This window comes from Brevundimonas sp., assembly GCF_046299535.1.
Taxonomy (GTDB): Bacteria; Pseudomonadota; Alphaproteobacteria; order Caulobacterales; family Caulobacteraceae; genus Brevundimonas.
Genome location: NZ_JBKBIB010000023.1, coordinates 1 through 23,799 on the forward strand (window position 1 = coordinate 1; position 23,799 = coordinate 23,799).

The window sequence follows — 23,799 nt, forward strand, 5'->3', positions numbered from 1 at the left end:
CGGGATGACACGGACGCTGGCCCTCCACGCCCGTTGCACTGTTTTTCGGCTTCGGCGTGCAACGCCGCGCCCGGCCACCCGGCCGCCGCCGCGCCGGGCGATCCCTTGTCTGACAAGGGCCTCAACCGCCGGACCGCCCTCAGGGGCAGCGGCGAGGAGGCCCCCGTTGCACGCCCGTTGCACTGTTTTTTGCATCCGGCGTCCGACAACGCCGGACCCGACCCATGACCCGCCGCGTCATCCCGGAAACGGCAGCGCCGCCGCCGATTGAATGGCGTCGCGCCGCGCGGGCCATGCTAGGATGAGCCTCACTCAGGGAAACGCCGAAATGAAAGAGTCCAAAGGCAAGCCGAAGAAGGCCGTATCGCCCAGGGCCAACGCCTCGAACCCCAGCCTGAAAGGGCTGCCCGAGGGTCCTGCGAAGCCGAAAAAATAGATGGGCGTTGAAACCGTCCACATCGTCCAGGGGTACGTCGCCGGAAAGGGCGGCGGGCTCAGGGCCGAGCAGCAGATCGGCTGCAAGTCCGCGGAGGAGGCCCGGCGAAAGGCGGAGCGTCTGGGGCCGCTGCGGATCGGCGTCGTGGCCTTTTCCGTTTCCGCCGACACCGAACTGGGGGATTATGACGAATCCCCCACCATTCTCTTCAAATCCGGGCGACTGCCCCACCCGTTCGACTAACCCTGGAGCAACCGTGACCGAAGACCAGACCGTCGAGGCCCTGCTCGACATCATCGATTCAGAGCGAACCGAAAACCGCGACCTCAGCGCCCAGCTCACCGTGCTGGGCCTGGCCGAGCGCACCGGCAAGTCCGGGTTCCGCCCCACCAGCGCAGGCTGGAACCTCCTCGGCGAAAAAGGCCGCAAGCACCGTTACGGCTGAGTCGGCGGGCCGCCCTCAACCCAGAGGCGTCAGCGGGACCGTTTCCCCTTCGTCGCAGCGGCGGGCGTCGGCGCCGCGGGCGGACCGAGCCGCTCGATGCGCGCCAGTTCGATGACAGCCTCCACCTGACGGGCGCGCCACTGGGTGGCGAAGTAATAGAGCATCTGAACCACCACCCCCAGGATGAGCAGGGTCACCCAGGGGCCCAGGTCCGACACCATCGCGCGGGTGTATTCCGGCGCGCCCTGCAGCCCGGCCACGAACAGCGAGGCGGGCACCGTGATGTAAAAAAGGGCCGCCATGCGCCAGTGGGCCTCGTTGCGCCGGGCGTTCAGCTCGGCCAGCCGGGCCAGACGCTCCAGCTGAACCTCCGGGAGGTCCCTGAGCGTCGCCAGCGCCCGGCGCGCCCAAGGAAGGTCACCCAGCGTCGAGATCACGTCCACGCCGTAGAGGCCCCATCCGGAGAAGGAGCGGCTCAGTCGAACCACCATGCACCACAGGCCGAACTCCCGCACCAGCGCGCGCCACAGCGGCCACACGGAATCGGCGGCTAGCGGGTCTTCGTTTGCAGCCGCGCCGCCAGACTTGATGTGTCCCACCGATTGCCCCCCATGGCCTGAACTTCTGAATAGAACTGATCCACCAGCGCCGTCACGGCCAGATGGCTGCCGTTGGCGCGGGCCTCGTCCAGCACCAGCCCGAGATCCTTGCGCATCCAGTCCACGGCGAAGCCGAAGTCGAACTCGCCCCGGCTCATGGTGGCCCAGCGGTTGTCCATCTGCCATGACTGGGCCGCGCCCTTGGATATGGCCGCCTGCACCGCCTCGGGATCCAGCCCGGCGTTCGCCGCGAAATGGACCGCCTCAGCCAGACCCTGGACCACGCCCGCGATGCAGATCTGGTTGACCATCTTGGTCAGCTGTCCGGCCCCGGCCGGCCCCATCAGGCGCATGGCCTTCGCATAGGCCGCCAGCACCGGCTCGACCCGGGCGAAGGCCGCCGGATCGCCGCCCGCCATGACCGTCAGCTGCCCGTTCTCGGCGCCCGCCTGACCGCCCGACACCGGAGCGTCGATGAAGGCCCGCCCGCCCTCCCCCGCCAGCGCCGCCATCTCGCGGGCGACCGTTGCCGAGGTGGTGGTGTGGTCCACGATGATCGCGCCCTCGGCCAAATGAGGCAGGGCCTCTCTGACCACCTGCCGCACGTCGTCGTCATTGCCCACGCACAGGATGAACAGCCCAGCCCCCGCCGCCGCCTCGGCCACGGTCGACCCAAATGTCCCGCCCGTCCGCTCGGCCCAGACCCGCGCCTTCTCCGGCGAGCGGTTGAAGCCGGTCACGGCGTGTCCCGCCGTGACCAGATACCCGGCCATGGGCCCGCCCATGACGCCCAGTCCGGCGAATGCGATCTTCACAGTCCGTCCCCCCCGATGCGGCCATAATGTCCCCGGAAGAACACCAGGGCGTCGCCGCCGTCGGCCGCAAAGCTCTCCACCTCGCCCACGATGGTGATGTGGTCGCCCATGGGCAGGCGCTGGTGCGTGCGGCAGTCCAGCCGGGTCACGGCGTGCTTCAGGCGCGGCGCGCCCTCCCCCGCCCGTTCATATTCATCGTCCCTCAGCCAGCAGTCGCCCCGGGCGAAGCGGGCCGCCATGTGCCGGTCGTCGGCGCCCAGAACATGGATGCTGAACCGCTCGGCGGCCTCGAACGCCTTCCAGCGCTGCGAGCCCTCGTCCATGCACCACAGCACCAGACGGGGCTCCAGCGACACCGAGGTGAAGCTGTTGATGGTGACGCCCAGCGGCCCGTCGGCGGTGTCGGCGGTCACCACGCAGACGCCTGTGGCGAAGCCGCCCAGCGCCCGGCGATAGGCCACGGGCTCGGGCACGTCAGCGTCGGTCTGGGGATCGATGGTCACGCAGGCTCCACGGTCGGCTCACCCGGACCTAGGCGGCCCGGGCGGCGGTGGCAACCGTCCCGTTCCGGGAAACCCGGCCTTAACCTCATTCAGGCAAGGTCCCCTCACCATTGCGGGGTGCGTTCCATGTCCATGAGCGATCGTCCGATCCTCATCAAGAAGGTCAAGAAGGTCTCGGGCCACGGCCACCACGGCGGCGCGTGGAAGGTGGCCTATGCCGACTTCGTCACCGCCATGATGGCCTTCTTCCTGCTCATGTGGCTGATCAACACCACCGATCCGGAGCAGAAGCGGGGCATCGCCGAATACTTCGCCCCCGCCAGCGTCTCCTCCACCACCAGCGGCTCGGGCGGCATCCTGGGCGGCACGGCCCTTGGCGACGACGGGGCCCAGGGCTCCGGCTCCCGCTCGGTCATCGAGCAACTGGCCCCCGAGGCCCCCGAACAGATCGAGGACGCGGGCCAGAGCAGCAACCTGGCCGCCGCCACAGAAAACGAACTGCGCGAGGAGATCGCCCGCCGAGAGGCCCAGGAGTTCGCCAGCGCCGCCGCCTCCCTGCGTCAGGCCATGCAGGACATGCCTGAACTGGCCGAGCTGTCGCGCCACCTGATCATCGACCAGACCCCCGAGGGCCTGCGCATCCAGCTGGTGGATCAGGAAGGCCGCTCCATGTTCGACAGCAACTCGGCCCAGCCCAACGAACGGGCGCGGGTGCTGCTGCGCGCCGTATCCCGCGTCATCAACCAGTTGCCCAACCGCGTCACCATCACCGGCCACACCAGCGCCGTGGCCGGCCAGCGCCGGGCCAGCGCGCCCGGCGACTGGCCCCTGTCCTCGGCCCGCGCCGACGCCTCGCGCCAGATCCTGCAGGGCGCCGGGGTCGATCCTGACCGCGTCTTCCAGGTCTCGGGCAAGGCGGGCTCGGATCCGCTGTATCCCGACGACCCGACCCTGGCCGGCAACCGGCGCATCTCCATCGTGCTGTTGCGCGAGGCGCCGGTGTTGCCCACGGACACCAGTCTGTGACCCGCCGCCCCGCCTCTCGCGCGAACGCGCTTGCGGCGGGCGGCGATTTGGCCCCAAATCCGCACAGGTCGCAGTATCGGCCTGATTTCGTGCAGGTTGTGGGAGCGTGACCCAACACATTCCGACACGGCGACTGCGGTTCTTCATGACCGCCACCGCGCCCTGTCCCTACCTGCCCGGCCAGGTGGAGCGGAAGGTGTTCGCCAACCTCCCCTTCTCCGAAGGCGCCGACGTCAACGACCAGCTGACCAGCGCCGGCTTCCGCCGTAGCCAGAACATCGCCTACCGCCCCGCCTGCGAGGCCTGCGACGCCTGCATCTCTGTGCGCCTGCCGGTGGCCGACTTCGTCTTCAGCCGGTCCCAGCGCAAGGTGCTGAACCGCAACGCCGACCTCAGCCGCGCCCTGGTCGAGGCCGAGGCCACCATGGAGCAGTTTGACCTGCTGCGCCGCTACCTGACCACGCGCCACCCGGGCGGCGGCATGACCGACATGACCTGGCAGGACTATGTGGCCATGGTCGAGGACACGGCGGTCAGGACCCACCTGATCGAGTACCGCCTGCCCTCCGACGACGGCGGCCCGGGCGAACTGGTGGCGGTGTGCCTGACCGACCTGCTCTCGGACGGCCTGTCCATGGTCTACAGCTTCTTTGATCCCCGGCTGGAGCGCCGCAGCCTCGGCGTCTTCGCCGTGCTGGACCACCTGCGCCAGGCCGCGCTGATCGCCGCCCCCTATGTCTATCTGGGCTACTGGGTCCAGGGCTCCACCAAGATGGACTACAAGGGCCGCTTCCGCCCCATGGAAGTCCTGCGCCCCCTCGGATGGACCCTGGTGGTCTGACGTCTCAGGCTGGCTCGTTCGCCTTGAACGGCGCCATCTGTTCGGCCAGAGCCCGCCTGAAGGCCGGCCGCGCCGTGCACCGCTCCAGATAGGCCGACAGGGCCGGATAATCAGCCAGAATGGCGGTGTGCCGCAGGCCCCTGAGCACCGTCGCCATCAGGATGTCCGCCGCGCTGAACTGGTCGCCCGCGAACCATTGACGGTCGCCCAGCGCGGTCTGCAAATCGCCCAGCCGCCGCCGCAGGGCGTCCTCCACCTGGGGGCGGCGCTCCACCGTCCACGCTTCGCCTGCATGGAACAGGTCGATGGCGGCCAGATCGGTCACATACGGCTCGACGCTGTTCAGGGCTGCGAACAGCCAGGTCATGACCATGGCCCGACCCGCCTCGTCATAGGGCATCAACAGATCGGATTTCTGGGCGATGTACAGGACGATGGCGCCGGATTCGAACATCTCCACCCGGTCGTCCCGAAAGGCCGGAACCTGTCCGAACGGCTGCCAGGCCCGGTACGCGCTGGACGCGCAGTCCTCGAATCCCAAAAGGCGGTCGTCATAGCCGTAGCCCGCTTCCTCCAGCGCCCATCGAACCCGCAGGTCGCGCACCACGCCCTGGGCGAACGGCGGCACCCACTTGAAAGCCGAAACCTCGATCATCACGCACGCCCTCTCCGCATCATGCTTGCCTTTTATGTTGATATCAACATAATTGCCGCCATGTCAAAGCCCATGCCCGCCGCGTTCCAGACCACCCTGCACATCCGCGACCACTGCCTGTGCCTGCACGCCCAGCGGGCCGCGCGAAGGCTGGCGCGGCGGTTCGATGAGGCGTTCCGGCCGCTGGGCATCACCAGCGGGCAGTTCTCGCTGATGAACGGCCTGAACCGCCCTTCCCCGCCCCCTATCGGCGCGGTCGCGGAGCTGCTGGCCATGGACCGGTCCACCGTGACCGCGAACCTGAAGCCGCTGGAGCGTCAGGGGCTGGTGACCGTCGCTGTCGATCCCGAGGACCGGCGCAGTCGCCGCGCCGCCCTGACCGACGCCGGCCGCGCCCTGCTGGCCCGCGCCGCGCCCGTCTGGATCGCGGCGCATGGCGAACTCGAGGCCGAACTGGACGGCGGCGGGGATGCGCTGAGGGCGGGCCTGAACGCCCTCGCCTGATCCTTGTCTGCTTGAGCCCTATCCCAACGCCAGCGACACGATCAGGGCGATCAGCAGGACCAGGCTGACCCCCTTCCAGAACCGCACCGGGTCGCGCTCCAGCAGCGACATCTGGCGCGGCGGCGGCGTCGCCAGCGCCCCGCCGCTCTCCAGCGCCTGCACCAGATCCTGCACGTCGGCCCAGCGGTGCGCCGGGTCCGGCGCGATGGCCCGCATGATCGCCGCCTCCAGCCAGGCGGGCGCGTCGGGCCGGCGCCGCGTCAGGGGCGTGGGCCGCTCGTACGGCAGGCGGCTGTCCGGATCGACCTCGCCCCACGGGGGCTCGCCCGCGAACAGCCGGTACAGCGTCACCCCCAGGGCGAACTGGTCGGTCTTCTCGTCCCCGTCGCTGTCGCCCGCGAACATCTCCGGGGCCACGAAGCCGGGAGTGCCGGGCGCCCGGGCGCCGGTCTCCTCCACCCGCTCCACCCGGGCCACGCCCAGATCGATCAGCTTGACCCCGCCATCGGAGGTCAGGATCACATTGTCCGGCTTGATGTCCCGGTGCACGACGCCCTGCCGATGCAGGGCCATGACCGCCCGCGCGATGCAGGCGGCGATGCGCACGCCCTCCGGCATGGGGATCGGCTCGCCCCGCGACAGCCGCCCGTGCAGGGTGCCGCCCTCATGGAACGGCTGAACGTTATACAGCCGGCTCTGGCGCGCCGGGTCCACCGGCAGGGTCCGGCCCAGATGGGGGCTGTCCACATGCTGGCCGATGAAGGCCTCGCGCAGCAGGATCGCGCGCAGATCGGCCTCCGGCAGGCCGCCCGGCTTGGGGAATTTCAGCACCACGGGGTCGCCCCCCTGCCGCTCCCGCGCCACGAACAGCCGCGTGTGCCGACCGTCGGCCAGTTGCCGCTCCAGCCGCCAGTCGTCCACGATCTCCCCGGCCTTGGGCGGCGGCGGCATGGGCAGGCCCTCGCTCTGTGCGCCCAATGACGCCCAATCCAGCGCCCCGGTGCGGATCACGTCGATGACGATGGCGGTGGCGTTGTCCTGCCCGTCCGCGTCCAGCGCGGCCTGCACGATGGCCCGGGCGTCGGCGTCGGGCGAGGCCCGGCGGCCCAGGATGCGGCCGATCTCCCCCTCGTTCAGCGCCCGGTGCGCCCCGTCGGTGGTCAGCAACAACCGGTCGTGCGGCTCCAGCGCCTGCACCCGCACGTCCAGCTTCACATCGGACTCGATGCCCACGGCGCGGAACAGCATGTGGTCCTGCCCCGGCCGGTTCAGCACATGGTCGTCGGTCAGCCGGGTCAGCACCCCGTCGCGCCAGTGCCACGCCCGGCTGTCGCCCACATGGACCACCGTGGCCTCGCGCCCGCGCAGGATCATGGCCGTGAAGGTCGCCGCCGCGCCCTCCATCTTCGGGTCGCTGCGCCCGGTGGCGTGAAGCCAGCGGTTGAACCCGCGCAGGGCCGCCGTCGCCGACGCCGCCACGCCTGACAGGGGCTTCTGGTCCAGATAGCCGTCGATGAAGCTGCGCACCGCCAGCTCGGCCGCCACGCGCCCGCCCCTGGCCCCGCCGACCCCGTCGGCGATGGCCGCGATCACCCCATGCAGGCGCTGCTCCTCGGGCGAACCGAGGTGCACCCCGCCGAAGTCCTGATTATCCGCCCGCGGCCCCCGCTCCGTAGCGAACCCCGCCGCGACCTCCAGCCTGTCGTCCGGCATATCCCCTCGCTGGCGACGTCAGGGGGTCGAGCATGGATTGTGCGCTGCGGGATGGCAATGGGGGGCCCTTTATCGGAGGCCAGAAGGGAGAAACCGCCCCACCCGCTTCTCCAGCAGCGCCACCAACTCCGGCTGCATGAAGGCGTAATCATCCGGGATGTCGAGGCACACCACGCGGGCGCGCTTCAGATGCGCCCTGAAACGGCGCTGGAGCTTTGCGCGGTGGGCGCGCTCCATGACGAAGATGATGTCGGCCCATTCCACCAACTCAGCGGAGCATGGCTCCTCCGCATCGGGCGCCAACCCGGCCGAAGCGGTCTCCACACCGGGCCGATTGGCGAACACCTGCTCGGCCGTGGGCGAGCGCAGGCGGTTGCGGGAACAGAGGAAGAGGAGGTTGGTCAGGGGAATGAGCAGTCTAGCCGTCGGTAGTGATCGCCGCGCGAAGGCTCTGCACAAAGAGATCGTCCCGACCGCTGATCGGCACCAGCGACTGCATGTTCAGGGGAAATCGCTCCGTTCGCCCGGTTTGCCCGCGAAACTCCGTATCGATCTCAAGAGGAAACGCGCCAGACGCTGGGTAAAAGCGCCCAAGTGAATCCCGCAGCGCAATGAACTGTTGTCCGACCTCGAGGACATAGGGCGGTGAGCATTCACCGCCTCCAAGCCCTGATCTTTGGTCGGCGGCTTGAAACGCATAGCCCTCGTTCCCCGGTCTTTGCGTAAACCAAGGCGGCAACTGGTTGGGGTGTGAAAAGCCCATCGACCCGGGACTGAATTGGTCGCCCAAAACGCTGGTGTCGTAACCTAAGACGCGAGGCTCATCGTCGTAGATCACATGGTTCGGATCGCCTTCCATCTTCAGCGTCTCGTCAATCTCAAATCGGAAGACAAACTGCTCGGTGAACTCCGGATAATCCGCAGGCAGGTCGGTGTTGCCGTAGTTCAGATACCAGCCGCCGAGGGAATACGCCCTGTGAACCAGATACTTGTGAGTCACCCTAACGATCTGGATCGTGTCGGCCTTCCGAGCGATCTGCGTGACGAGGTCCCCGTCCACGTACCGCCCGTCGTCTTGGAACTCGACCAAGGAGCACGCTAAAGCGGCGCCTGGAGACATCACGATCCCGAGCCAGCAGACAGCTGCGAGCAGGCGGCGTTTTCGGATGAACGGCTGCATGGCTTGACCCTCCCCGTGCGAAGGCCAAGCTACGCCGTGGGAAGCCCACACTAAAGCGGAATATTATCGTGCTTCTTCCACGGGTTCTGCTGCTGCTTGTTGGCCAGCGTCCCCAGCGCCCGGATCAGTCTCCGCCGCGTCCCATGCGGCATGATCACGTCGTCGATGTAGCCCCGTGACGCCGCCACGAACGGATTGGCGAAGCGCTCCTTGTACTCGGCCTCGCGCGCCGCCAGCGCCTCCGGATCGCCGGCCTCCTTGCGGAAGATGATCTCCACCGCCCCCTTGGCGCCCATGACGGCGATCTCGGCGGTGGGCCAGGCGTAGTTGACGTCGCCGCGCAGGTGTTTGGAGCTCATGACGTCATAGGCGCCGCCATAGGCCTTGCGGGTGATGACGGTCAGCTTGGGCACCGTGGCCTCGGCATAGGCGAACAGCAGCTTGGCGCCGTGCTTGATCAGGCCGCCGTACTCTTGGCGCGTGCCAGGCATGAAGCCGGGCACGTCCACGAAGGTCAGCAAAGGAATTCCAAAGGCGTCGCAGAACCGCACGAAGCGCGCGGCCTTCCTCGACGCATCGATGTCCAGCACCCCCGCCAGCACCTGCGGCTGGTTCGCCACCACGCCCACGGTCTGGCCGTCCAGCCGGCCGAAGCCGGTGATGATGTTGCGGGCGAAGCCTTCCGAGATCTCGAAGAACTCCGCCTCGTCCACCACCTTCAGGATCAGCTCCTTCATGTCATAGGGCTGGTTCGGATTGGCGGGCACCAGCGTATCCAGGCTGGGCTCGTCGCGCTGCGGCTCGTCATAGCTCTCGCGCACCGGCGGCTTTTCGCGGTTCGACAGGGGCAGGAAGCCCACCAGACGGCGCACTTCCGACAGGGCCTCCAGATCGTTCTCGAACGCCCCGTCGGCGACGCCGGACTTGGTGGCGTGGACCTTGGCGCCGCCCAGATCCTCGTGGCTGACCACCTCATTGGTCACCGTCTTCACCACGTCCGGACCGGTGACGTACATGTAGGAGGTGTCCTTCACCATGAAGATGAAGTCGGTGATGGCGGGCGAATAGACGTCGCCCCCCGCGCACGGGCCCATGATGACGCTGATCTGGGGGATGACGCCCGAGGCCAGGGTGTTCTGCAGGAAGATGTCGGCATAGCCGGCCAAGCTCTCGACCCCCTCCTGAATGCGCGCCCCGCCGGCGTCAAAGATGCCGATGATCGGCGCCCCATTGGTCAGGGCCATGGTCTGCAGCTTGACGATCTTGGCCGCGTGGGCGCCCGACAGGCTGCCGCCGAACACGGTGAAGTCCTTGGAGAACACATAGACCAGCCGCCCGCCGATGGTCCCGCGCCCGGTCACCACCCCGTCGCCGGGGATGCGCTGCGTCTCCATGCCGAAGTCGTGGGAGCGGTGCTCCACGAACATGTCGGTCTCCTCGAACGAACCCTCGTCCAGCAGCACGTCGATGCGCTCCCGCGCCGTCAGCTTGCCCTTGGCGTGCTGGGCCGCGATGCGCTTTTCCCCGCCGCCCTGCTTGGCGGCTTCGCGGCGCTTCTCGAGCTGTTCGAGGATGTCGTGCATGGGCGGGCTCCTGAGCGTTTTTTCTTGCAGGCAGGCTTAGGAGCCGACGCGGGCGGTGGCAAGCAATCCTCCCCCATCGGGGGAGGGGGACCGCGAAGCGGTGGAGGGGCTGGTTCCGCCGCACAGATGTCGGTGGAGGGGGTGGTTCCGCCGCACGGATGCCGGTTGCGGTCGAGGTTTTCAGAGCGGCGGAGCGGACAGACCCCCTCCACCATGCTGCGCATGGTCCCCCTCCCCCGGTGGGGGAGAATTACGCCATGCCCGCCAGACGGGTCAGTTCGGCCACATGGGCGGCGAAGGCCTTGCGTCCGGCGGCCGTCAGCGACAGCCACGTCCGCTGGCGCCCGTCCACCGCCGCCTTGCGCGGCTTCAGATAGCCGGCCTCCTCCAGCTGTTTCAGGTGCTTGGACAGCACCGAGTCCGAGACCTTGATGGAGTCGCGGATCATGGCGAATTCGGCCTCGTCGATGCGGGACAGGATCGCGCAGATCTGCAGCCGGCCCGGCGCGTGGATCACCGGATCGAAGACGGGTACGGCGGTCATCCGCCCGCCTCCGCCAGCTCCCGCTTCCAGACGGCCATCCAGATGCGGCCGCCCACGATGGCGGCGACGAAGCCCGCCGCCCCGGTGGCCAGCGGCGTCCAGGCGATCCCGGCGGCCTTGCCCCAGATGGACAGACCCATCAGGCTGATCAGCACCACGGCCAGGCCGATGGCGGCCCAGCGGGCGCGTCTGGGCGAATAGCCGCTGACCCACCAGCCGTATTTCTGCTTCCAGAAGTGGATCAGGCCCACCAGGCCACACAGGGACACCACCAGCACCAGGGCCGACCACGGTGTCGGCAGCCCCTGCCCCGCCACCATCAGGCCGCAGCACAGCCCGTAGGCGAGGTCGTAGCCCAGTGAATTCTTCATTTCGCCCGGCACGGCCTGGCGGGCGGAGGCGATGACGTCCAGCGCCTCTCGCGGATCGGGTTGTCGGGTCATGGCGAACTCCTCACTTTCCATACCGGAAAATGAAGCTGACTTTCCAACTCGTCAAGTGATAATTTTCCAGATTGGAAAATCAGCGCAGCGCCGCGAACCATCGCTCCAGCATCACCGCCTCGGCGCGCAGGCCCTCGGCCCGTTCGGCGGCTTCCTCGTCCACGCCCCAGCGATCTTCGGTGAAGGCTTCGTCCAGCCGCGACAGGTCGAACGCCTCGGCGCCCGACAGCGCGCCCCGCTGCACCGCCAGCGCCAGCACCGCCGAGCCCAGCAGGGGCGTGGCCATGGCCAGTCCGGTCAGGGCGTAGTCGTCCAGCGCCAGCGCCGCCTCGCGAACCGCCGCCAGCGCCTCATCGGCCTGCGGCCGATGCACGATGCCCGCGACCGGGATCAGCACGCAGCCCAGCTCCCGCTCGGCCCAGTCTCGCCACGGGGTCCAGTCCCGCGCCTGACGCTCCACCAGGGTATCGGGGGTGTCGGCAAGATAGCAGATCACGTCCGATCCGGCGTAGGCGGTGATCTCGTCGGCCACGGCTTCGCGCACCTCGCGCACCCGGTCGATGGCGGTGAAGGCCAGCCGCGTCGCGGGCATGGTGGCGGGGATCAGCACCTCGCCCTGCCCGGCCCATTCCTCGGCCACGATCTGCGCCGCAGCTTGTGTCGGCAGCACCAGGCTATGGCCCGCCGGCGATTTCGGCATCTTGCCGTCCAGCCGGACGGCCCAGCCCTGCCCGTCGGGCTCGACGCTGACGGTTTTCCAGAAGCGGCGCACCTGATCTTGCGCCAGTTCGACGAAGCCCGGGGGGCGCCGGGACGGCGTGTCGGCCATCTGCTTATCCGATCAGAAGAAGGACGGTCGCGGCTTCAACGCGCAGACGCCGCATCCGGCGCCGTGGGAATGGTGAGCCCCCTCGGGTTCGAACCGAGGACCCTCTGATTAAAAGTCAGATGCTCTAACCAACTGAGCTAGGGGCTCCCACACCTTGAAGCGGCGCGGACCATACGGATGTCGCCACGGCGGGGCAAGACGGGTCGGCGCCTCTTTTTTCACGCGTGTTCAGGCTGCGGCTCCGGCGATGGTTTGTGCGGTCTTGCGCGGTTCAGCGCAGGCTTCGGCCAGGGTGCGGGCCAGCAACGGCGCGTCGATAGGCTTGGTCAGGAAGGCGTGGACCCCCGCCGTGTCCCACGCCGCCCTGTGCACCTCCATGGCGTTGGCGGTCAGAGCGATGATCGGCGTCGCCGCATTGGCGCCGGCGCCCGCGCGGATGCGGCGCGTGGCCTCCAGCCCGTCCATGACCGGCATCTGCATGTCCATGAGAATGGCGTCGAAGACCTCCACGCTCGCCGCCTCCACCGCCTCGGCCCCGTTCTCCGCCAGGGTGAGACGACAGCCGTGGGGCTCCAGCAGCAATTCGAGAATTCTGCGGTTCACCTCGTGATCGTCCACCGCCAGGATCGAACGCCCCTGAAGCGACACGGCGACGGGCCGCAAGACCGGCTGCACATCGACCTTCTGGCGCGGCTCCACCGCCTCCACGCGCACCGTCAGGGTGAAGGTCGAGCCCTCGCCCGGCGCGCTGGTCACCGTCAGATCGCCCCCCATGACCTGGGCCAGACGGCGGCTGATGGCCAGCCCCAGACCCGTGCCGCCATAGCGCCGCGTGTCGCCGATGGAGGCCTGCTCGAAGCTGTCGAAGATACTGTCCATCTGCTCGGCCGCGATGCCGCAGCCCGTGTCGTGAACCTCGGCCGTCAGCATGGAGGTCCGCTCGTCCCAGGTCACATTCACCCGGATCGCGCCCTCACGGGTGAACTTCACCGCGTTGGACAGAAGGTTGAACAGCACCTGCTGGAATCTCAGGGGGTCCGTGCGCACCACATCGGGCACGGCGTCGTCGATCATCACGCTCATGCGGACGCCGCGCGACGTGGCCTTCGGCTCCCACAGCCGGCGCAGGGCCGCCAGCTTGTTGCGCACATTCATCTCGGCCGATTCCAGACGCATCTTTCCGGCCTCGATCTTGGAGAAGTCCAGCACGTCGTTCAGCAAGCCCAGCAGGATATCGCCCCCTTCCAGAAGCATGGTCACATGCTCGCGCTGCCGCGCGTCCAGACGTGTACGCCGCAACAGATTGGCGCCGGAGATCACAGCGTTCAGGGGGGTGCGGATTTCGTGACTGATGACCGCGAGGAACTCGGACTTGGCGTCGCTGGCCTGTTTCGCGCGGTCTCGCTGCATCAGCGCCTCGATCTTGGCCGCCCGCATGTCCCCGGCAGTTCTCATGGACTGCCGCACAGCCACCACAAGATGCGCGACATACAGCAGCGCCGCGATCAGAATCGCGACAGCCGCCGGGTCGCGGGTCGTGCCGAGAGTCAGCAGGGGCAGCCCCAGGAAATAGGTGGCATGGGGGATCACCGAGGCGATCAGCAGCGGCCGCGCATGATGCATGTGCAGGCTGACATGCAGCAGGCCGCCCGCCACCTGGATCATGGCGAACAAGGCGCCGAACTCACCGCCCCTGAACCAGAGATAAACCGCGATGGACGAATAGATCGCCGTGTTGAGCGCCGCCGAAACCACGCAGAACGCCTTCTGCAGCCAGGTGGCGTCGCCCGTTTGCGCCCGGAACGGCCTGAACGCCAGCCAGTCCACCCCCTGCCCGGCCAGCATGGCTGCGAACCACGCCACGGGCCAGATGGACGGGGCCATCACCAGGGCGGCCCCGCCTATGAACAGCGCCAGACCAAGGCGGGTCGGCAGTTCCCTGGCCCGCGCCGTCGCCACGGCTGCGTATCCCGACCTGACCATGCTCCCGCTCCCTCGAATATGGAACAAGGGTATCCTGCACAGTACGAACGATTGGTTTCCAACCCTTGACGGATATTGCAGGCTCGGGAATGGAACGGGACCGCAGGTCACGCGTTGGCAGACATAACTGGACCTCAAGGGCGCGGGGAACGAATATGAATGAATTCAAGCTGATCCTCGCTATTGCCTTGGTGGTGGGGCTGGCCGCGTGCGATGACGAGGCCTACCGCAGCCCGGCCAGTGACGATCTGCCGCCGCCCCCCGCCGTCGAGTCCGCGCCCGCCGCACAGGATCAGGGCCTGGACGCTTCCGCCACAACGACCGAAGCGCCGGCCGCCGACTACTCCCGCTTGCCGCCGCCCCCTGAAACGTCCGAAGAGACGGTTCAGCCTGAAAGCGAAACCCTGTTCTATTGAGCCGCGGCGCCCGCCGTCAGACCGCCACATGAAGATGTTCAACGGCGGTCCCCCTCGCTCCCGAATATTCCTGGCGGGCCGGAGAAATTGCGTTTGACCCGTCCGCTTCCCCTGATCGCTGCCGTCCTGACGGCAATGTGCGCCGCGACCGTCGCCCAGGCGGAGCCGCGCGCCCTGGTTCGGGGCGACGTCAGCGGTGATCTCAGGGAAGCGCTTGAGCGCGCCGTGGGGGAAACCGACGCCCGGATCGAGAACCGTTTTCAGGCCCGCCGTCGCGCCGCCGCCGCCGCCGAGAACGCCGAGGCCCTGCTGCGCTCGGAAGGTTATTACCAGGCGGTGATCGAAGAGGTCGTGGAGGGAGAAAGCCCCCCTCGTGCGGTGATCGTCGTCACGCCGGGGCCGCGCTTCGCTCTTGAGCAGCCGCGCGTGGACTGGCTGGAGACGCCGCCCGACGATCAGACCGCCCTGGCCATGCTGTCCACCGTGCAGGTCGAGCCCGGCGCGCCGGGTCGGGCGGCCGACGTTATCGCCATGGAAGGCCGGATCGTTTCCGGCCTCAACCGCCGGGGCTATGCGGACGCCTCGGCCGGGCCGCGCAGGGTGGTGGTGGATCACGCCGTCCGTCAGGTTCAGCCGACCTACCGGATCGTCTCGGGCGAGCTGGTGCGCCTGGACGGCGTCCGGCTGGAGACCCAGGGTCCGACGCGGGCCGAATGGGTCGGGGGACTGGCGCCCTGGACCGAGGGCGACGTCTACGATCCGGAGGACGTGGCCGAGCTGGAACGTCGCCTTCTGGAGACCGGCGTCTATGACGGCGTCGGGGTCGCCCTTGCGCCGACCGACCAGACTGACGCCGAGGGGCGACGACCGATCATCGTCACCCTGACCGACCGGCCGCGCCGCATTCTCGAGGCCGGCGTCAGCTATTCGACCACCGAGGGGCCGGGGGTGGACGGTATCTGGACCTGGCACAACCGTTTCGGGCGGGCCGATACTCTGCGATTCCTGGCCCGCGCCGCACGCATCGACAGCCGCATCGGGGCGGAGCTGTCCCTGCCCCACTGGCGACGCCCGGGTCAGACCCTCCGGTTGGCCAGCGCCGCCATCTATGAGGACACCGACGCCTACGACCGCACGGCGATCAGCCTGGCCGCCGACCTGCGCCAGCGGTTCGGCCGCACCTCCTGGTACAGCTACGGCGTGGCGCTTGACGGCGGGCTCTACAACGAAACGCGGTTTGATCCGGTCACCCAGGGGCCTGTCGACGTCGAACGCAATCTGGTGATCCTCACCGGCCGCGGCGGGTTCCATGTGGATCGCTCCAACGATCCTCTCGATCCGCGTCGGGGCTGGCGACTGTCCGGCACGGCGCAGCCCACGGCGGTGACCGGCGACGACGACGTCTACTTCCTGCGCGCCGACGCCACCGGCACGGCCTATCTGCCGATCCAGGACGAAGGGCGGACGGTTCTGGCGGGGCGTTTGCGGATCGGATCGATCGTCGGGGCCGAGGAGTCGCTGGTGCCCTCGGATCGGCTGTTCTATTCCGGCGGCGGCGGATCGGTGCGCGGCTATTCCTACCAGGGCGTGGGCCCGCGCCTGACCGACAACACGCCCCGCGGGGGCCTGTCCCTGTTCGAGACCTCCATCGAGGTTCGCCGCGACATCGGCGAGAACTTCGGCGCTGTGGTGTTCGTGGACGGCGGCGCGGTCGGTTTCGAGGAAACGCCAGACCTCAGCAACATGCGCTACGGCGCCGGCTTCGGCGTCCGCTACCGGCTCCCCTTCGGCCCCGTCCGCGCCGACGTGGCGTTCCCGCTGAACAAGCGCGAGGGCGATTCCGACTTCCAGCTTTACATCAGCATCGGACAGGCGTTTTGACCGATCCGGCCGTACAGCCTGAAACGCCCAAGGAAGCGAAGGCGCGGCGGACCCGTCGTCAATGGGCGGCGCTGATCGCAGGCATGGTCGCGGCCGGCCTGATCGGGCTGGCCCTGCTGGTCCTGATCGGCGGTCGGTTCATCGTCCTGTCTCCCGCCGGACGCGATATGGTCGTGGGCTTCGTCTCGGGCAAACAGCTCGGCGACTACGGCGCCATCAACGTCGAGGGCCTGTCGGGAGACCTGTGGAGCGATTTCACCATCGCACGGGTGACCGTGACTGACGCCGAAGGGGTCTGGCTTGAGGCCACCAATGTGCGCGTGGACTGGACCTACTGGCCGCTGATCACCCGGCGCTTTCACGCCAGCGAGATCGAGGCCGAACGGATTCGCCTGATCCGTCGCCCCCTGGTGGAGGCTTCGGACGACGCGCCCGGCGGGGGTCTGCCCCTCAGCATCGACATCAACCGTTTCGCGGCCAATATCGATCTTGAGGAAGGCTTCAGCCAGGAATACGGCCGCTGGACCCTGAACGGCGCGGCGAACATTCGTCGCTTCGGGGCCAGATCGGCGGAAGTCTCCGCCTTCAGCCTGACCCGCCGTGGAGATTTCCTGCGCGCCGAGGTCACCTGGGGCGACCGTCTGGACCAGTTGCGCGTCAACGCCAGGGCCCAGGAGGCCGGCGGCGGCCCGTTGGCCGGCGCCCTGGGTTACTCGCCCAACGAGCCTTTCCTGGCCTCCGCGCTGGTCAACGGCGACGGCGTCAACGCCCGCGTGCAGACCGGCGAGTTCGTGCCCCTGATCGTCCGGGGCCGGTTCCGTCAGGGCGGGGGCACGCGCATTTCGGGATTCGCGGACTTCTCCGGCTCGGACCTGCTTGAGCCCTTCGTGCGGCGCATCGGCCGCACGGCCAGGTTTGGTCTGGCCACGGTCGCCGACCCCACGCGCCAGGGGCTGGAGGCCATGGCCTGGGATCTGCGATCCGACAATTTCGCCTCACAGGCGCGCGGCTTCATCAATACATCCGACGGCACCGCTCCCGACGGCGTTCGCCTCAGCGTCGCCACGCCCTCGCTCAGCCGCCTGACCGGCGCCGGTCTGGCAGGTCCTTCGGCCTATGTGGGCGTATTCAGGGGTGACGCCCAGGCCTGGCGGCTGGACGGAGCGGTCAGCGTGCGCCGCCTCAGCGCCGCCAGTTATCGCGCCGACCGCTTGTCGGGGCCGCTGAACGTGCGCGTCCGCAACGGCCGCATGGCGTTGAGCGGCGATCTGGCGGTTCAGGGCGGCTCGCGCGCCGGCGTCATCGGCGGCCTCCTCGGGCCCCAGCCGCGCCTGGCGTTCGAAACCCAGCGCACCCCGGATGGCGCCTTCCTGCTGCAGGACGTGGACCTGCGTGGTCAGGGCCTCATTGTCGAGGGATCCGGCGCCCGCGGCATGAACGGGTCGCTGCGCTTCTCCGGCCGCGCGGAGATCACCAACGCCGGACTCATCAGACCCGGCGCGCGCGGGGCATTCGGCGGGCCCATCCGCGCCAGCCAGGCGAGGCCGGGCGCGCCCTGGGCGATCACCTTCGACGGCCGCGGCCGGGGATTGACCACCGGCATGGGGGAACTGGATCGCCTGCTGGGCGCGACCCCGCGCCTGAACGCGGCGGGGTCCTTCAGGGACGGACGGGTCGAGATCGACCGTGCAGAACTGTCGGGCGCCAACGGGCGGGCCGGCGCGCGCGGGCTCGTCGAAGGCGACGGGCGGCTGCGGCTGGCGCTGAACTGGAATGCCCAGGGCCCCTTCGGCGTGGGCCCCGTGGAACTGGACGGCGCCATGTCCGGCGACGGTGCGATCACAGGCTCCCTTTCGCAACCCCGCGCCGACCTGACCGCCGCCTTCGCCGAGATCGCCGCAGGACCGCTGACCCTGACCGGCGCGGACATGGTCCTCAGTTTCCGGCGCGGCGCCAACGCCTCCGACGGCCGGGTGGCCCTGACCGCAGAGAGCAACTATGGCCCCGCCCGCGCCTCGGGGGACTTCTTCCTGGCCGACGGCGGCGTGCGTCTGTCCGGCGTGGACGTAAACGCCGGCGGCGTGGCGGCCCAGGGCGACATCGCGCTTGTGGGCGGCGCACCCGCCAGCGCCGATCTCGCCTTCACCGCCCGGCAGGGGGCCTTCCTGGCCTCGGGGGAGGCCGATGGCCGTGTGCGACTGACCGAAGGCGGCGGAAGCGACAGCGCCATCCTTGAGGTCACCGGCCGCAACGTCCGTTTCGCGGGCTCCGGCTATCTGATCCGCACTCTGGATCTGAACGGCCGTGGAACGCTCGACCGCCTTCCTTTCACTCTCAGCGCTGACGTGGCCGGCGACACCCCCGTGGAGTTCAATGGCTCCGGCGTCTACGCCCGCAATGGTCAGGGCCAGACCATGACCCTGAGCGGCGACGGCCGCGTCCGCGAGATCGCCTTCAACACCCGCAATCCGGCCGTGATCGCGCTCTCCGGCGACGGACGGGTTGTTCGGGTGGATCTGGGCGTGGGCGGCGGCGCCCTGGTGGGCGAACTGCGGCAGGACAGCAACGCCTCCCTGATCGAGGCCAATCTGACCAGCGTCGACCTTGGCTCCCTGTCGCCGGACCTGCGGGGGCGTGTCACGGGCCGCGTGTCCCTGCGCGGAGCGGGCGACGACCTGTCGGGCTCCGCCAATCTGACCATGACCGAGTTGCGCAGCGTCGACGCTGCCGAAGGTCTGGCGGTCAACGGCACGGTGGACGCCCGCCTGGCCGGCGACACCCTGCGTCTCACGGCTCGGGCCGTGGACGAAGGCGGCGTTCAGGCCAGTGCAGAATTGACGCTGCCGGTTGAGACCTCCGCCGCCCCGTTGCGCCTCGCCGTCAACCGCACCCGTCCCATGTCCGGCGAGGTGTCCCTCAGCGGCCAGATCCAGCCGATCTGGGATATCTTCCTGGGCGGTGAACAGCGCCTGGCGGGACAGGTCGATGGTCAGGCCGCCATCGCCGGCTCCATAAACGACCCGCGCATCACGGGCAGCCTGGATGTCCGGCAAGGATCCTTCCGTGACACCATCACCGGCGTCCGTCTGGAGGCCCTGACACTGGCCGCCCGTTTCGACGGCGAGTCCGCCCAGGTGCAGACCTTCACCGCCAATGACGGCTCGGGCGGCACGGTGTCCGGCTCTGGCCGCATGAACCTGCGTCAGGGGTCGGCCTCCAGCTTCACCCTCAATCTGTCCAGCTTCCGCCTGATCGACAACGAGATCGCCACCGCTGACGCTTCCGGCCCCATCACTGTCACCCGCGGCGCGGACGGCAACATCCAGCTGATGGGCCGTCTCAACGTCGACGAGGCCGAGATCGCGGCCAACCCGGTCGGGGGCAACGGCATCGTGCGCATGGACGTGATCGAGGTGAACCGCCCCGGCGGCGATCCGGTCGTGATCGGCGGGGATGACCCGGAAGCCGCACGGCGCGGCCCCTCCATCGGTCTGGACATTGTGCTGCGTTCGCCCAACGGCCAGGTCTGGGTGCGGGGCCGCGGCCTGAATGTGGAGATGAACGTCAACGCCCGGGTGCGCGGGACCCTGGCCAGCCCGCAACTGACCGGCACGGCCCGGGTGGTGCGCGGCGACTATGATTTCGCGGGCAAGCGCTTCGTGTTCGACGACAGCGGTACGGTGACCCTCTCCACGGATATCGACCGGATTCGCCTTGATCTGCGCGCCGTGCGCGAAGACCCGGCCCTGACGGCCGAGGTGCGTGTGACCGGCACCGCCGCCTCGCCCGAGATCGAGCTGACGTCCACGCCGCAACTGCCGCAGGATGAAATTCTGTCTCAAGTCCTGTTTGGCCGGTCCGCCTCGCAACTGTCGGCCTTCGAGGCGGCGCAGCTGGCCTCGGGCGTGGCCTCCCTGGCCGGCGGCGGCGGCTTTGACGTGCTGGGCAATCTGCGCGAGTTCGCCGGTCTGGACCGCCTGTCCTTCGGCGGCGACGCCTCGGCCCTGACGGTGGCGGGCGGCCGCTACCTGACCGACAACGTCTATTTCGAGGTCATCGGCGGCGGCGAAGGCGGGGGCGCGGTTCAGGTCGAGTGGCAGGTCAGGCGCAATATCGCCGTCACCTCCCGGTTCGAGGGCGACGGCGACGCGCGTCTCGCCGTCCGCTGGCGCAACCAGACCCGTCAGCCCGGGACGGGCCGTCAGGATCGTCGGCCCAACCGGAGCGAATAGCCGCCGCCCGCGCAGGCTTTCCACCCGGCTTGGCATTTGTCCCGCCGGGCGCGTAGGGTCCGCGCGCATGAAGATTCACCCCCACGATCAGGTTGTCCTTGATCGCGTCGCCGAAGCCGGCGAGCGCATCCTTTCGCGCGCCGTCGCCTGGAGCGAAATCAACTCCGGCAGCCGCAACGACGGCGGCCTCGCCCGCATGCTGGACGTACTGGAGGCCGAGGCGCGGATCCTGCCCGCTGAAATCGCCCGCATCCCCACCGCACCCTCGTCCATCGTCGGCGACGACGCCCGGGTGATCGAACAGGCCCACGCCGACTGCCTGAAGATCACCGCCCGCCCCGAGGCCCCGATCCAGGTGGTCCTGACCGGCCATTACGACACCGTCTTCCCGGCCGACAGCCCCTTCCAGACGGTGACGACGCGCGCCGACGGCGCCCTGAACGGCCCCGGCCTGGCCGACATGAAGGGCGGCATCTCCGTCCTGCTGGGCGCGCTGGAGGCCTTCGAGGCGCACCCGGACAAGGACCACGTCGGCTGGACCGTCCTGCTGTCCCCGGACGAGGAGATCGGCTCCCCCGCCTCCGCGCCCCTGCTGGCGGAACTGGGCGCGCGCGGGCATCTGGGCCTGACTTATGAGCCGGCGCTGGCCGACGGCACCCTGGCCGGCGCGCGCAAGGGCAGCGGCAACTGGCACCTGATCGTCACCGGCAAGGCCGCCCACGCGGGCCGCGCCTTCGACGAGGGCCGCAACGCCGTGGCCGGCGCCGCCATCCTCGCCGCCGCCCTGCACGGCCTCAACGGCCAGCGCGAGGGCGTCAGCGTCAATGTGGCGAAGATCTCCGGCGGCGGCGCCCTGAACGTGGTGGCCGACAACGCCGTGGTCCGCTTCAACGTGCGCGTGCCCGACGCCCAGGCCGCCGCCTGGATCGAACACGCGGTCACCGAGATCGCCTCCACCCCGCCGTTCGAGGGCCTGACCCTGCACCTGCACGGCGGCTTCACCCGCCCGCCCAAGCCCATGGACGCGGCCCAGACCGAACTGTTCGAGGCCGTGCGCCAGACCGGCGCCCTGCTGGGCCAGAGCATCGCCTGGAAATCCTCCGGCGGCGTCTGCGAGGGCAACAATCTGCACGCGGCGGGCCTGCCCAATATCGACACCCTGGGCGTGCTGGGCGGCGATATCCATTCCGAAGACGAGTTCGCCTGGCCCGACAGTTTCGTCGAACGCGCCCGGCTCTCCGCCCTGATCCTGTGCAAGACCGCCTCGGGCGAGATCGACGCCCACCGCCTCAAATCCCTTCGACTGGAGACCCTGTAACCGCATGCTCGTCGTCCGCCCCGCCGGGCCCTCCGACCTGGACTCCCTGCTCGAACTGGCCATCCTGTCCGGCCCCGGCTTCACCAGCCTGCCCGAGGACGCCGACGTCCTGTCCGAACGGCTGGACATCAGCCGCGACAGCTTCGCCGGCAAGCTGGCCCCTCAGGAGCGCTGGTACACCCTGATGCTCGAGGACACCGCCACCGGCGACGTGGACGGCGTCGGCAGCGTCAAGGCGGCGGTGGGGCTGAAGCGGCCCTTCTTCTCGTTCCGCATCGTCAATCACACCCAGTCCTCGCCCTCCATGAACGTGCGGCTGGATCACCAGACCCTGGTGCTGGTCAACGAGTGCACCGGCTGGTCCGAGGTGGGCTCGCTGTTCCTCAAGGCCGACCGGCGCAAGGGCGGCGCCGGGCGCCTGCTGTCACAGTCCCGCTACATGCTGATCGGCGCCGATCCCGAACTGTTCGCCGACAATGTGCTGGCCGAGCTGCGCGGAGTCTTCACCCCCGACGGCGCCTGCCCGTTCTGGGACCATGTGGCGCACAAATTCTTCCCCATGGAGTTCGATGACGCCGACCGCATGACCGGCTCCACCGACAAGCAGTTCATCGTGGACCTGGCCCCGCGCCACCCCATCTACATCGGCCTGCTGCCCGAGCCCGCCCGCGCCGTGATCGGGAAGGTGCACCCCCAGGGCGTGCCCGCCATGGCCCTGCTGGAATCCGAGGGCTTCCGCCCCAACGGTCTGGTCGACATCTTCGACGGCGGCCCCACCGTGGCCTGCCAGCGCGACAACATCCGCACCGTCCGCGACGCCCGCACCCTGACCCTGTCCGTCGCCGATGAGGTGGACGTCGAGCTGGTCTCCCTCGCCTCCACCGACAGCGTCACCGCCTTTCGCGCCGTGCGCACCAGGGTGGCCATCGACGGGGACACCGCCCATATGACCAGGGAAGCCGCCGACGCCCTGAAACTCAAACCCGGCGGCGTCGTTCGGGTGAAGAGCTGACAATAAAAATTCCGCTCATCCCGGCGAAAGTCGGGACCCAGTCCTGTCCAGCTTCACGCTGACGCTTCAGGACCGGCGGGCGGGCCAGACCTGACACTTCGGGTCATCCAAATCACTGGGTCCCGGCTTTCGCCGGGATGAGCGGACACAAAATGACGAACACCCATTTCATCGCCAACCAATGGACCGCCGGCCAGGGCGCCGCCTTCACCTCCACCGATCCCGCCACGGGCGAGACCGTCTGGACCGGCGCCGAGGCCTCCCCCGCCCAGGCCGCCGCCGCCGTCGACGCCGCCCGCGCCGCCTTCCCCGACTGGGCCGACCGCCCGCGCCAGGAGCGCATCGACGCGGTGAAGCGCTACCAGGCCGTGCTCAAGGACCGCACCGCCGACATGGCCGAGGCCATCAGCCGCGAGACCGGCAAGGCCCTGTGGGAAACGAAGGCGGAGCTGGGCTCCATGGCCGGCAAGGTGGACATCTCCATCCGCGCCTGCGAGGAGCGCACCGGCGAGCGCGAGGCCGAGACCGCCTTCGGCCGCGCCGTGCTGCGCCACCGTCCCCACGGCGTGGCGGCGGTGCTGGGCCCGTACAACTTCCCCGGCCACCTGCCCAACGGCCACATCGTCCCGGCCCTGCTGGCGGGCGACACCGTGGTCTTCAAGCCGTCCGAGGAGACCCCGCACACCGGCCAGCTGATGGCCGAGGCGCTGGAGGCCGCCGACCTGCCGACCGGCGTGTTCAACCTGATCCAGGGCGGCCGCGAGACCGGCGCCGCCCTGCTGGACCAGAAGATCGACGCCCTGCTGTTCACCGGCTCGGGGGGTGGAGGGGGACAATTCCA

At 69.1% G+C, this 23,799-nt stretch carries 24 protein-coding genes and 1 tRNA gene; 12 read left to right on the forward strand and 13 right to left on the reverse strand.

Annotation, left to right across the window (positions count from 1 at the left end):
* From ACK4FB_RS14235 to ACK4FB_RS14245, 3 genes are all read left to right on the forward strand, one after another.
* Positions 1 to 228, forward strand: a 228-nt coding sequence (locus ACK4FB_RS14235; protein ID WP_409753670.1) for a hypothetical protein, incomplete at its 5' end; no start/stop codon positions are given.
* Positions 229 to 436: 208 nt separating this feature from the next.
* The gene (locus ACK4FB_RS14240; protein ID WP_409753673.1) at positions 437 to 679 is read left to right on the forward strand and encodes a hypothetical protein; all 243 of its coding nucleotides are present in this window, start codon (positions 437 to 439) and stop codon (positions 677 to 679) included.
* Positions 680 to 692: 13 nt separating this feature from the next.
* Entirely contained in the window at positions 693 to 881 is a 189-nt protein-coding gene (locus tag ACK4FB_RS14245; RefSeq protein ID WP_409753676.1) for a hypothetical protein, read from the forward strand.
* A gap of 29 nt (positions 882 to 910) precedes the next feature.
* On the opposite strand, the gene ACK4FB_RS14250 is transcribed toward ACK4FB_RS14245, so the two are convergent.
* From ACK4FB_RS14250 to ACK4FB_RS14260, 3 genes are read right to left on the reverse strand one after another with little or no spacing between them, the layout of a single operon-like run.
* The gene (locus tag ACK4FB_RS14250) at positions 911 to 1,480 is read right to left on the reverse strand and encodes a hypothetical protein (RefSeq protein ID WP_409753739.1); all 570 of its coding nucleotides are present in this window, start codon (positions 1,478 to 1,480) and stop codon (positions 911 to 913) included.
* Positions 1,432 to 2,295, reverse strand: a complete 864-nt coding sequence (locus ACK4FB_RS14255; RefSeq protein ID WP_409753679.1) for an NAD(P)-dependent oxidoreductase — start codon at positions 2,293 to 2,295, stop codon at positions 1,432 to 1,434. The genes ACK4FB_RS14250 and ACK4FB_RS14255 overlap by 49 nt, the downstream gene beginning before the upstream one ends.
* Positions 2,292 to 2,798, reverse strand: a complete 507-nt coding sequence (locus ACK4FB_RS14260) for a flavin reductase family protein (protein WP_409753682.1) — start codon at positions 2,796 to 2,798, stop codon at positions 2,292 to 2,294. The genes ACK4FB_RS14255 and ACK4FB_RS14260 overlap by 4 nt, the downstream gene beginning before the upstream one ends.
* 126 nt (positions 2,799 to 2,924) lie before the next feature.
* On the opposite strand from ACK4FB_RS14260, the gene ACK4FB_RS14265 reads away from it, so the two are divergent.
* Complete coding sequence (locus ACK4FB_RS14265) at positions 2,925 to 3,824, forward strand: flagellar motor protein MotB (RefSeq protein ID WP_409753685.1); 900 nt, start codon at positions 2,925 to 2,927, stop codon at positions 3,822 to 3,824.
* A gap of 106 nt (positions 3,825 to 3,930) precedes the next feature.
* Positions 3,931 to 4,665 (forward strand): arginyltransferase, encoded by a 735-nt coding sequence (locus ACK4FB_RS14270; RefSeq protein ID WP_409753688.1) that lies wholly within the window; start codon positions 3,931 to 3,933, stop codon positions 4,663 to 4,665.
* Between the two features lie 4 nt (positions 4,666 to 4,669).
* Here the strand turns inward: ACK4FB_RS14270 and ACK4FB_RS14275 are convergent, their stop codons facing one another.
* Entirely contained in the window at positions 4,670 to 5,320 is a 651-nt protein-coding gene (locus ACK4FB_RS14275) for a glutathione S-transferase family protein (protein WP_409753691.1), read from the reverse strand.
* Between the two features lie 60 nt (positions 5,321 to 5,380).
* On the opposite strand from ACK4FB_RS14275, the gene ACK4FB_RS14280 reads away from it, so the two are divergent.
* Positions 5,381 to 5,824 carry a MarR family winged helix-turn-helix transcriptional regulator gene (locus tag ACK4FB_RS14280; RefSeq protein ID WP_409753693.1) on the forward strand — a complete coding sequence of 148 codons (444 nt, stop codon included), beginning with the start codon at positions 5,381 to 5,383 and terminating at the stop codon, positions 5,822 to 5,824.
* Between the two features lie 18 nt (positions 5,825 to 5,842).
* Here ACK4FB_RS14280 and ACK4FB_RS14285 read toward each other — a convergent pair whose 3' ends face one another.
* The 9 genes from ACK4FB_RS14285 to ACK4FB_RS14325 form a co-directional block, all read right to left on the reverse strand.
* A complete protein-coding gene (locus tag ACK4FB_RS14285) occupies positions 5,843 to 7,537 on the reverse strand; it encodes a bifunctional protein-serine/threonine kinase/phosphatase (RefSeq protein WP_409753696.1) in 1,695 nt (564 codons plus the stop codon).
* Positions 7,538 to 7,606: 69 nt separating this feature from the next.
* Entirely contained in the window at positions 7,607 to 7,882 is a 276-nt protein-coding gene (locus tag ACK4FB_RS14290; protein WP_409753699.1) for a low molecular weight protein tyrosine phosphatase family protein, read from the reverse strand.
* Between the two features lie 73 nt (positions 7,883 to 7,955).
* Positions 7,956 to 8,717, reverse strand: coding sequence for a hypothetical protein (locus tag ACK4FB_RS14295; RefSeq protein WP_409753702.1), 762 nt, complete (start codon positions 8,715 to 8,717; stop codon positions 7,956 to 7,958).
* A 50-nt stretch (positions 8,718 to 8,767) separates the two neighbouring features.
* On the reverse strand, positions 8,768 to 10,300 hold the full coding sequence (locus ACK4FB_RS14300) for an acyl-CoA carboxylase subunit beta (RefSeq protein ID WP_409753705.1): 1,533 nt from the start codon (positions 10,298 to 10,300) through the stop codon (positions 8,768 to 8,770).
* Between the two features lie 250 nt (positions 10,301 to 10,550).
* Positions 10,551 to 10,844 (reverse strand): winged helix-turn-helix domain-containing protein, encoded by a 294-nt coding sequence (locus ACK4FB_RS14305; RefSeq protein WP_409753708.1) that lies wholly within the window; start codon positions 10,842 to 10,844, stop codon positions 10,551 to 10,553.
* Positions 10,841 to 11,287, reverse strand: a complete 447-nt coding sequence (locus tag ACK4FB_RS14310) for a hypothetical protein (RefSeq protein WP_409753711.1) — start codon at positions 11,285 to 11,287, stop codon at positions 10,841 to 10,843. The genes ACK4FB_RS14305 and ACK4FB_RS14310 overlap by 4 nt, the downstream gene beginning before the upstream one ends.
* A 79-nt stretch (positions 11,288 to 11,366) precedes the next feature.
* On the reverse strand, positions 11,367 to 12,116 hold the full coding sequence (locus ACK4FB_RS14315) for an ATP12 family chaperone protein (RefSeq protein WP_409753714.1): 750 nt from the start codon (positions 12,114 to 12,116) through the stop codon (positions 11,367 to 11,369).
* 70 nt (positions 12,117 to 12,186) lie between these two features.
* Positions 12,187 to 12,263, reverse strand: a tRNA-Lys gene (locus ACK4FB_RS14320).
* An 81-nt stretch (positions 12,264 to 12,344) separates the two neighbouring features.
* Positions 12,345 to 14,099 carry an ATP-binding protein gene (locus ACK4FB_RS14325; protein ID WP_409753717.1) on the reverse strand — a complete coding sequence of 585 codons (1,755 nt, stop codon included), beginning with the start codon at positions 14,097 to 14,099 and terminating at the stop codon, positions 12,345 to 12,347.
* A gap of 155 nt (positions 14,100 to 14,254) precedes the next feature.
* Between ACK4FB_RS14325 and ACK4FB_RS14330 the strand changes: the two genes are divergently transcribed.
* The 6 genes from ACK4FB_RS14330 to ACK4FB_RS14355 form a co-directional block, all read left to right on the forward strand.
* A complete protein-coding gene (locus ACK4FB_RS14330) occupies positions 14,255 to 14,515 on the forward strand; it encodes a hypothetical protein (protein WP_409753720.1) in 261 nt (86 codons plus the stop codon).
* A gap of 93 nt (positions 14,516 to 14,608) precedes the next feature.
* Positions 14,609 to 16,396 (forward strand): autotransporter assembly complex protein TamA, encoded by a 1,788-nt coding sequence (locus ACK4FB_RS14335; protein ID WP_409753724.1) that lies wholly within the window; start codon positions 14,609 to 14,611, stop codon positions 16,394 to 16,396.
* Positions 16,393 to 20,628 (forward strand): translocation/assembly module TamB domain-containing protein, encoded by a 4,236-nt coding sequence (locus tag ACK4FB_RS14340; protein WP_409753727.1) that lies wholly within the window; start codon positions 16,393 to 16,395, stop codon positions 20,626 to 20,628. The genes ACK4FB_RS14335 and ACK4FB_RS14340 overlap by 4 nt, the downstream gene beginning before the upstream one ends.
* 67 nt (positions 20,629 to 20,695) lie before the next feature.
* On the forward strand, positions 20,696 to 21,946 hold the full coding sequence (locus tag ACK4FB_RS14345; protein ID WP_409753730.1) for a hydrolase: 1,251 nt from the start codon (positions 20,696 to 20,698) through the stop codon (positions 21,944 to 21,946).
* Positions 21,947 to 21,950: 4 nt separating this feature from the next.
* Complete coding sequence (locus ACK4FB_RS14350) at positions 21,951 to 22,958, forward strand: arginine N-succinyltransferase (RefSeq protein ID WP_409753733.1); 1,008 nt, start codon at positions 21,951 to 21,953, stop codon at positions 22,956 to 22,958.
* 152 nt (positions 22,959 to 23,110) lie between these two features.
* Positions 23,111 to 23,799 (forward strand): aldehyde dehydrogenase family protein (locus tag ACK4FB_RS14355; protein WP_409753736.1); only part of this gene is annotated, 689 nt, incomplete at its 3' end.

What these genes read in the sequence shown, in the direction of transcription:
- ACK4FB_RS14330 (WP_409753720.1), top strand. Translation starts at nt 14,255, where the DNA reads ATGAATGAATTCAAGCTGATCCTCGCTATTGCCTTGGTGGTGGGGCTG.
- ACK4FB_RS14265 (WP_409753685.1), top strand. Translation starts at nt 2,925, where the DNA reads ATGTCCATGAGCGATCGTCCGATCCTCATCAAGAAGGTCAAGAAGGTC.
- ACK4FB_RS14350 (WP_409753733.1), top strand. Translation starts at nt 21,951, where the DNA reads ATGCTCGTCGTCCGCCCCGCCGGGCCCTCCGACCTGGACTCCCTGCTC.
- ACK4FB_RS14275 (WP_409753691.1), bottom strand. Translation starts at nt 5,320, where the DNA reads ATGATCGAGGTTTCGGCTTTCAAGTGGGTGCCGCCGTTCGCCCAGGGC.
- ACK4FB_RS14305 (WP_409753708.1), bottom strand. Translation starts at nt 10,844, where the DNA reads ATGACCGCCGTACCCGTCTTCGATCCGGTGATCCACGCGCCGGGCCGG.
- ACK4FB_RS14310 (WP_409753711.1), bottom strand. Translation starts at nt 11,287, where the DNA reads ATGACCCGACAACCCGATCCGCGAGAGGCGCTGGACGTCATCGCCTCC.
- ACK4FB_RS14300 (WP_409753705.1), bottom strand. Translation starts at nt 10,300, where the DNA reads ATGCACGACATCCTCGAACAGCTCGAGAAGCGCCGCGAAGCCGCCAAG.
- ACK4FB_RS14345 (WP_409753730.1), top strand. Translation starts at nt 20,696, where the DNA reads ATGAAGATTCACCCCCACGATCAGGTTGTCCTTGATCGCGTCGCCGAA.
- ACK4FB_RS14240 (WP_409753673.1), top strand. Translation starts at nt 437, where the DNA reads ATGGGCGTTGAAACCGTCCACATCGTCCAGGGGTACGTCGCCGGAAAG.
- ACK4FB_RS14285 (WP_409753696.1), bottom strand. Translation starts at nt 7,537, where the DNA reads ATGCCGGACGACAGGCTGGAGGTCGCGGCGGGGTTCGCTACGGAGCGG.
- ACK4FB_RS14315 (WP_409753714.1), bottom strand. Translation starts at nt 12,116, where the DNA reads ATGGCCGACACGCCGTCCCGGCGCCCCCCGGGCTTCGTCGAACTGGCG.
- ACK4FB_RS14325 (WP_409753717.1), bottom strand. Translation starts at nt 14,099, where the DNA reads ATGGTCAGGTCGGGATACGCAGCCGTGGCGACGGCGCGGGCCAGGGAA.
- ACK4FB_RS14280 (WP_409753693.1), top strand. Translation starts at nt 5,381, where the DNA reads ATGTCAAAGCCCATGCCCGCCGCGTTCCAGACCACCCTGCACATCCGC.
- ACK4FB_RS14295 (WP_409753702.1), bottom strand. Translation starts at nt 8,717, where the DNA reads ATGCAGCCGTTCATCCGAAAACGCCGCCTGCTCGCAGCTGTCTGCTGG.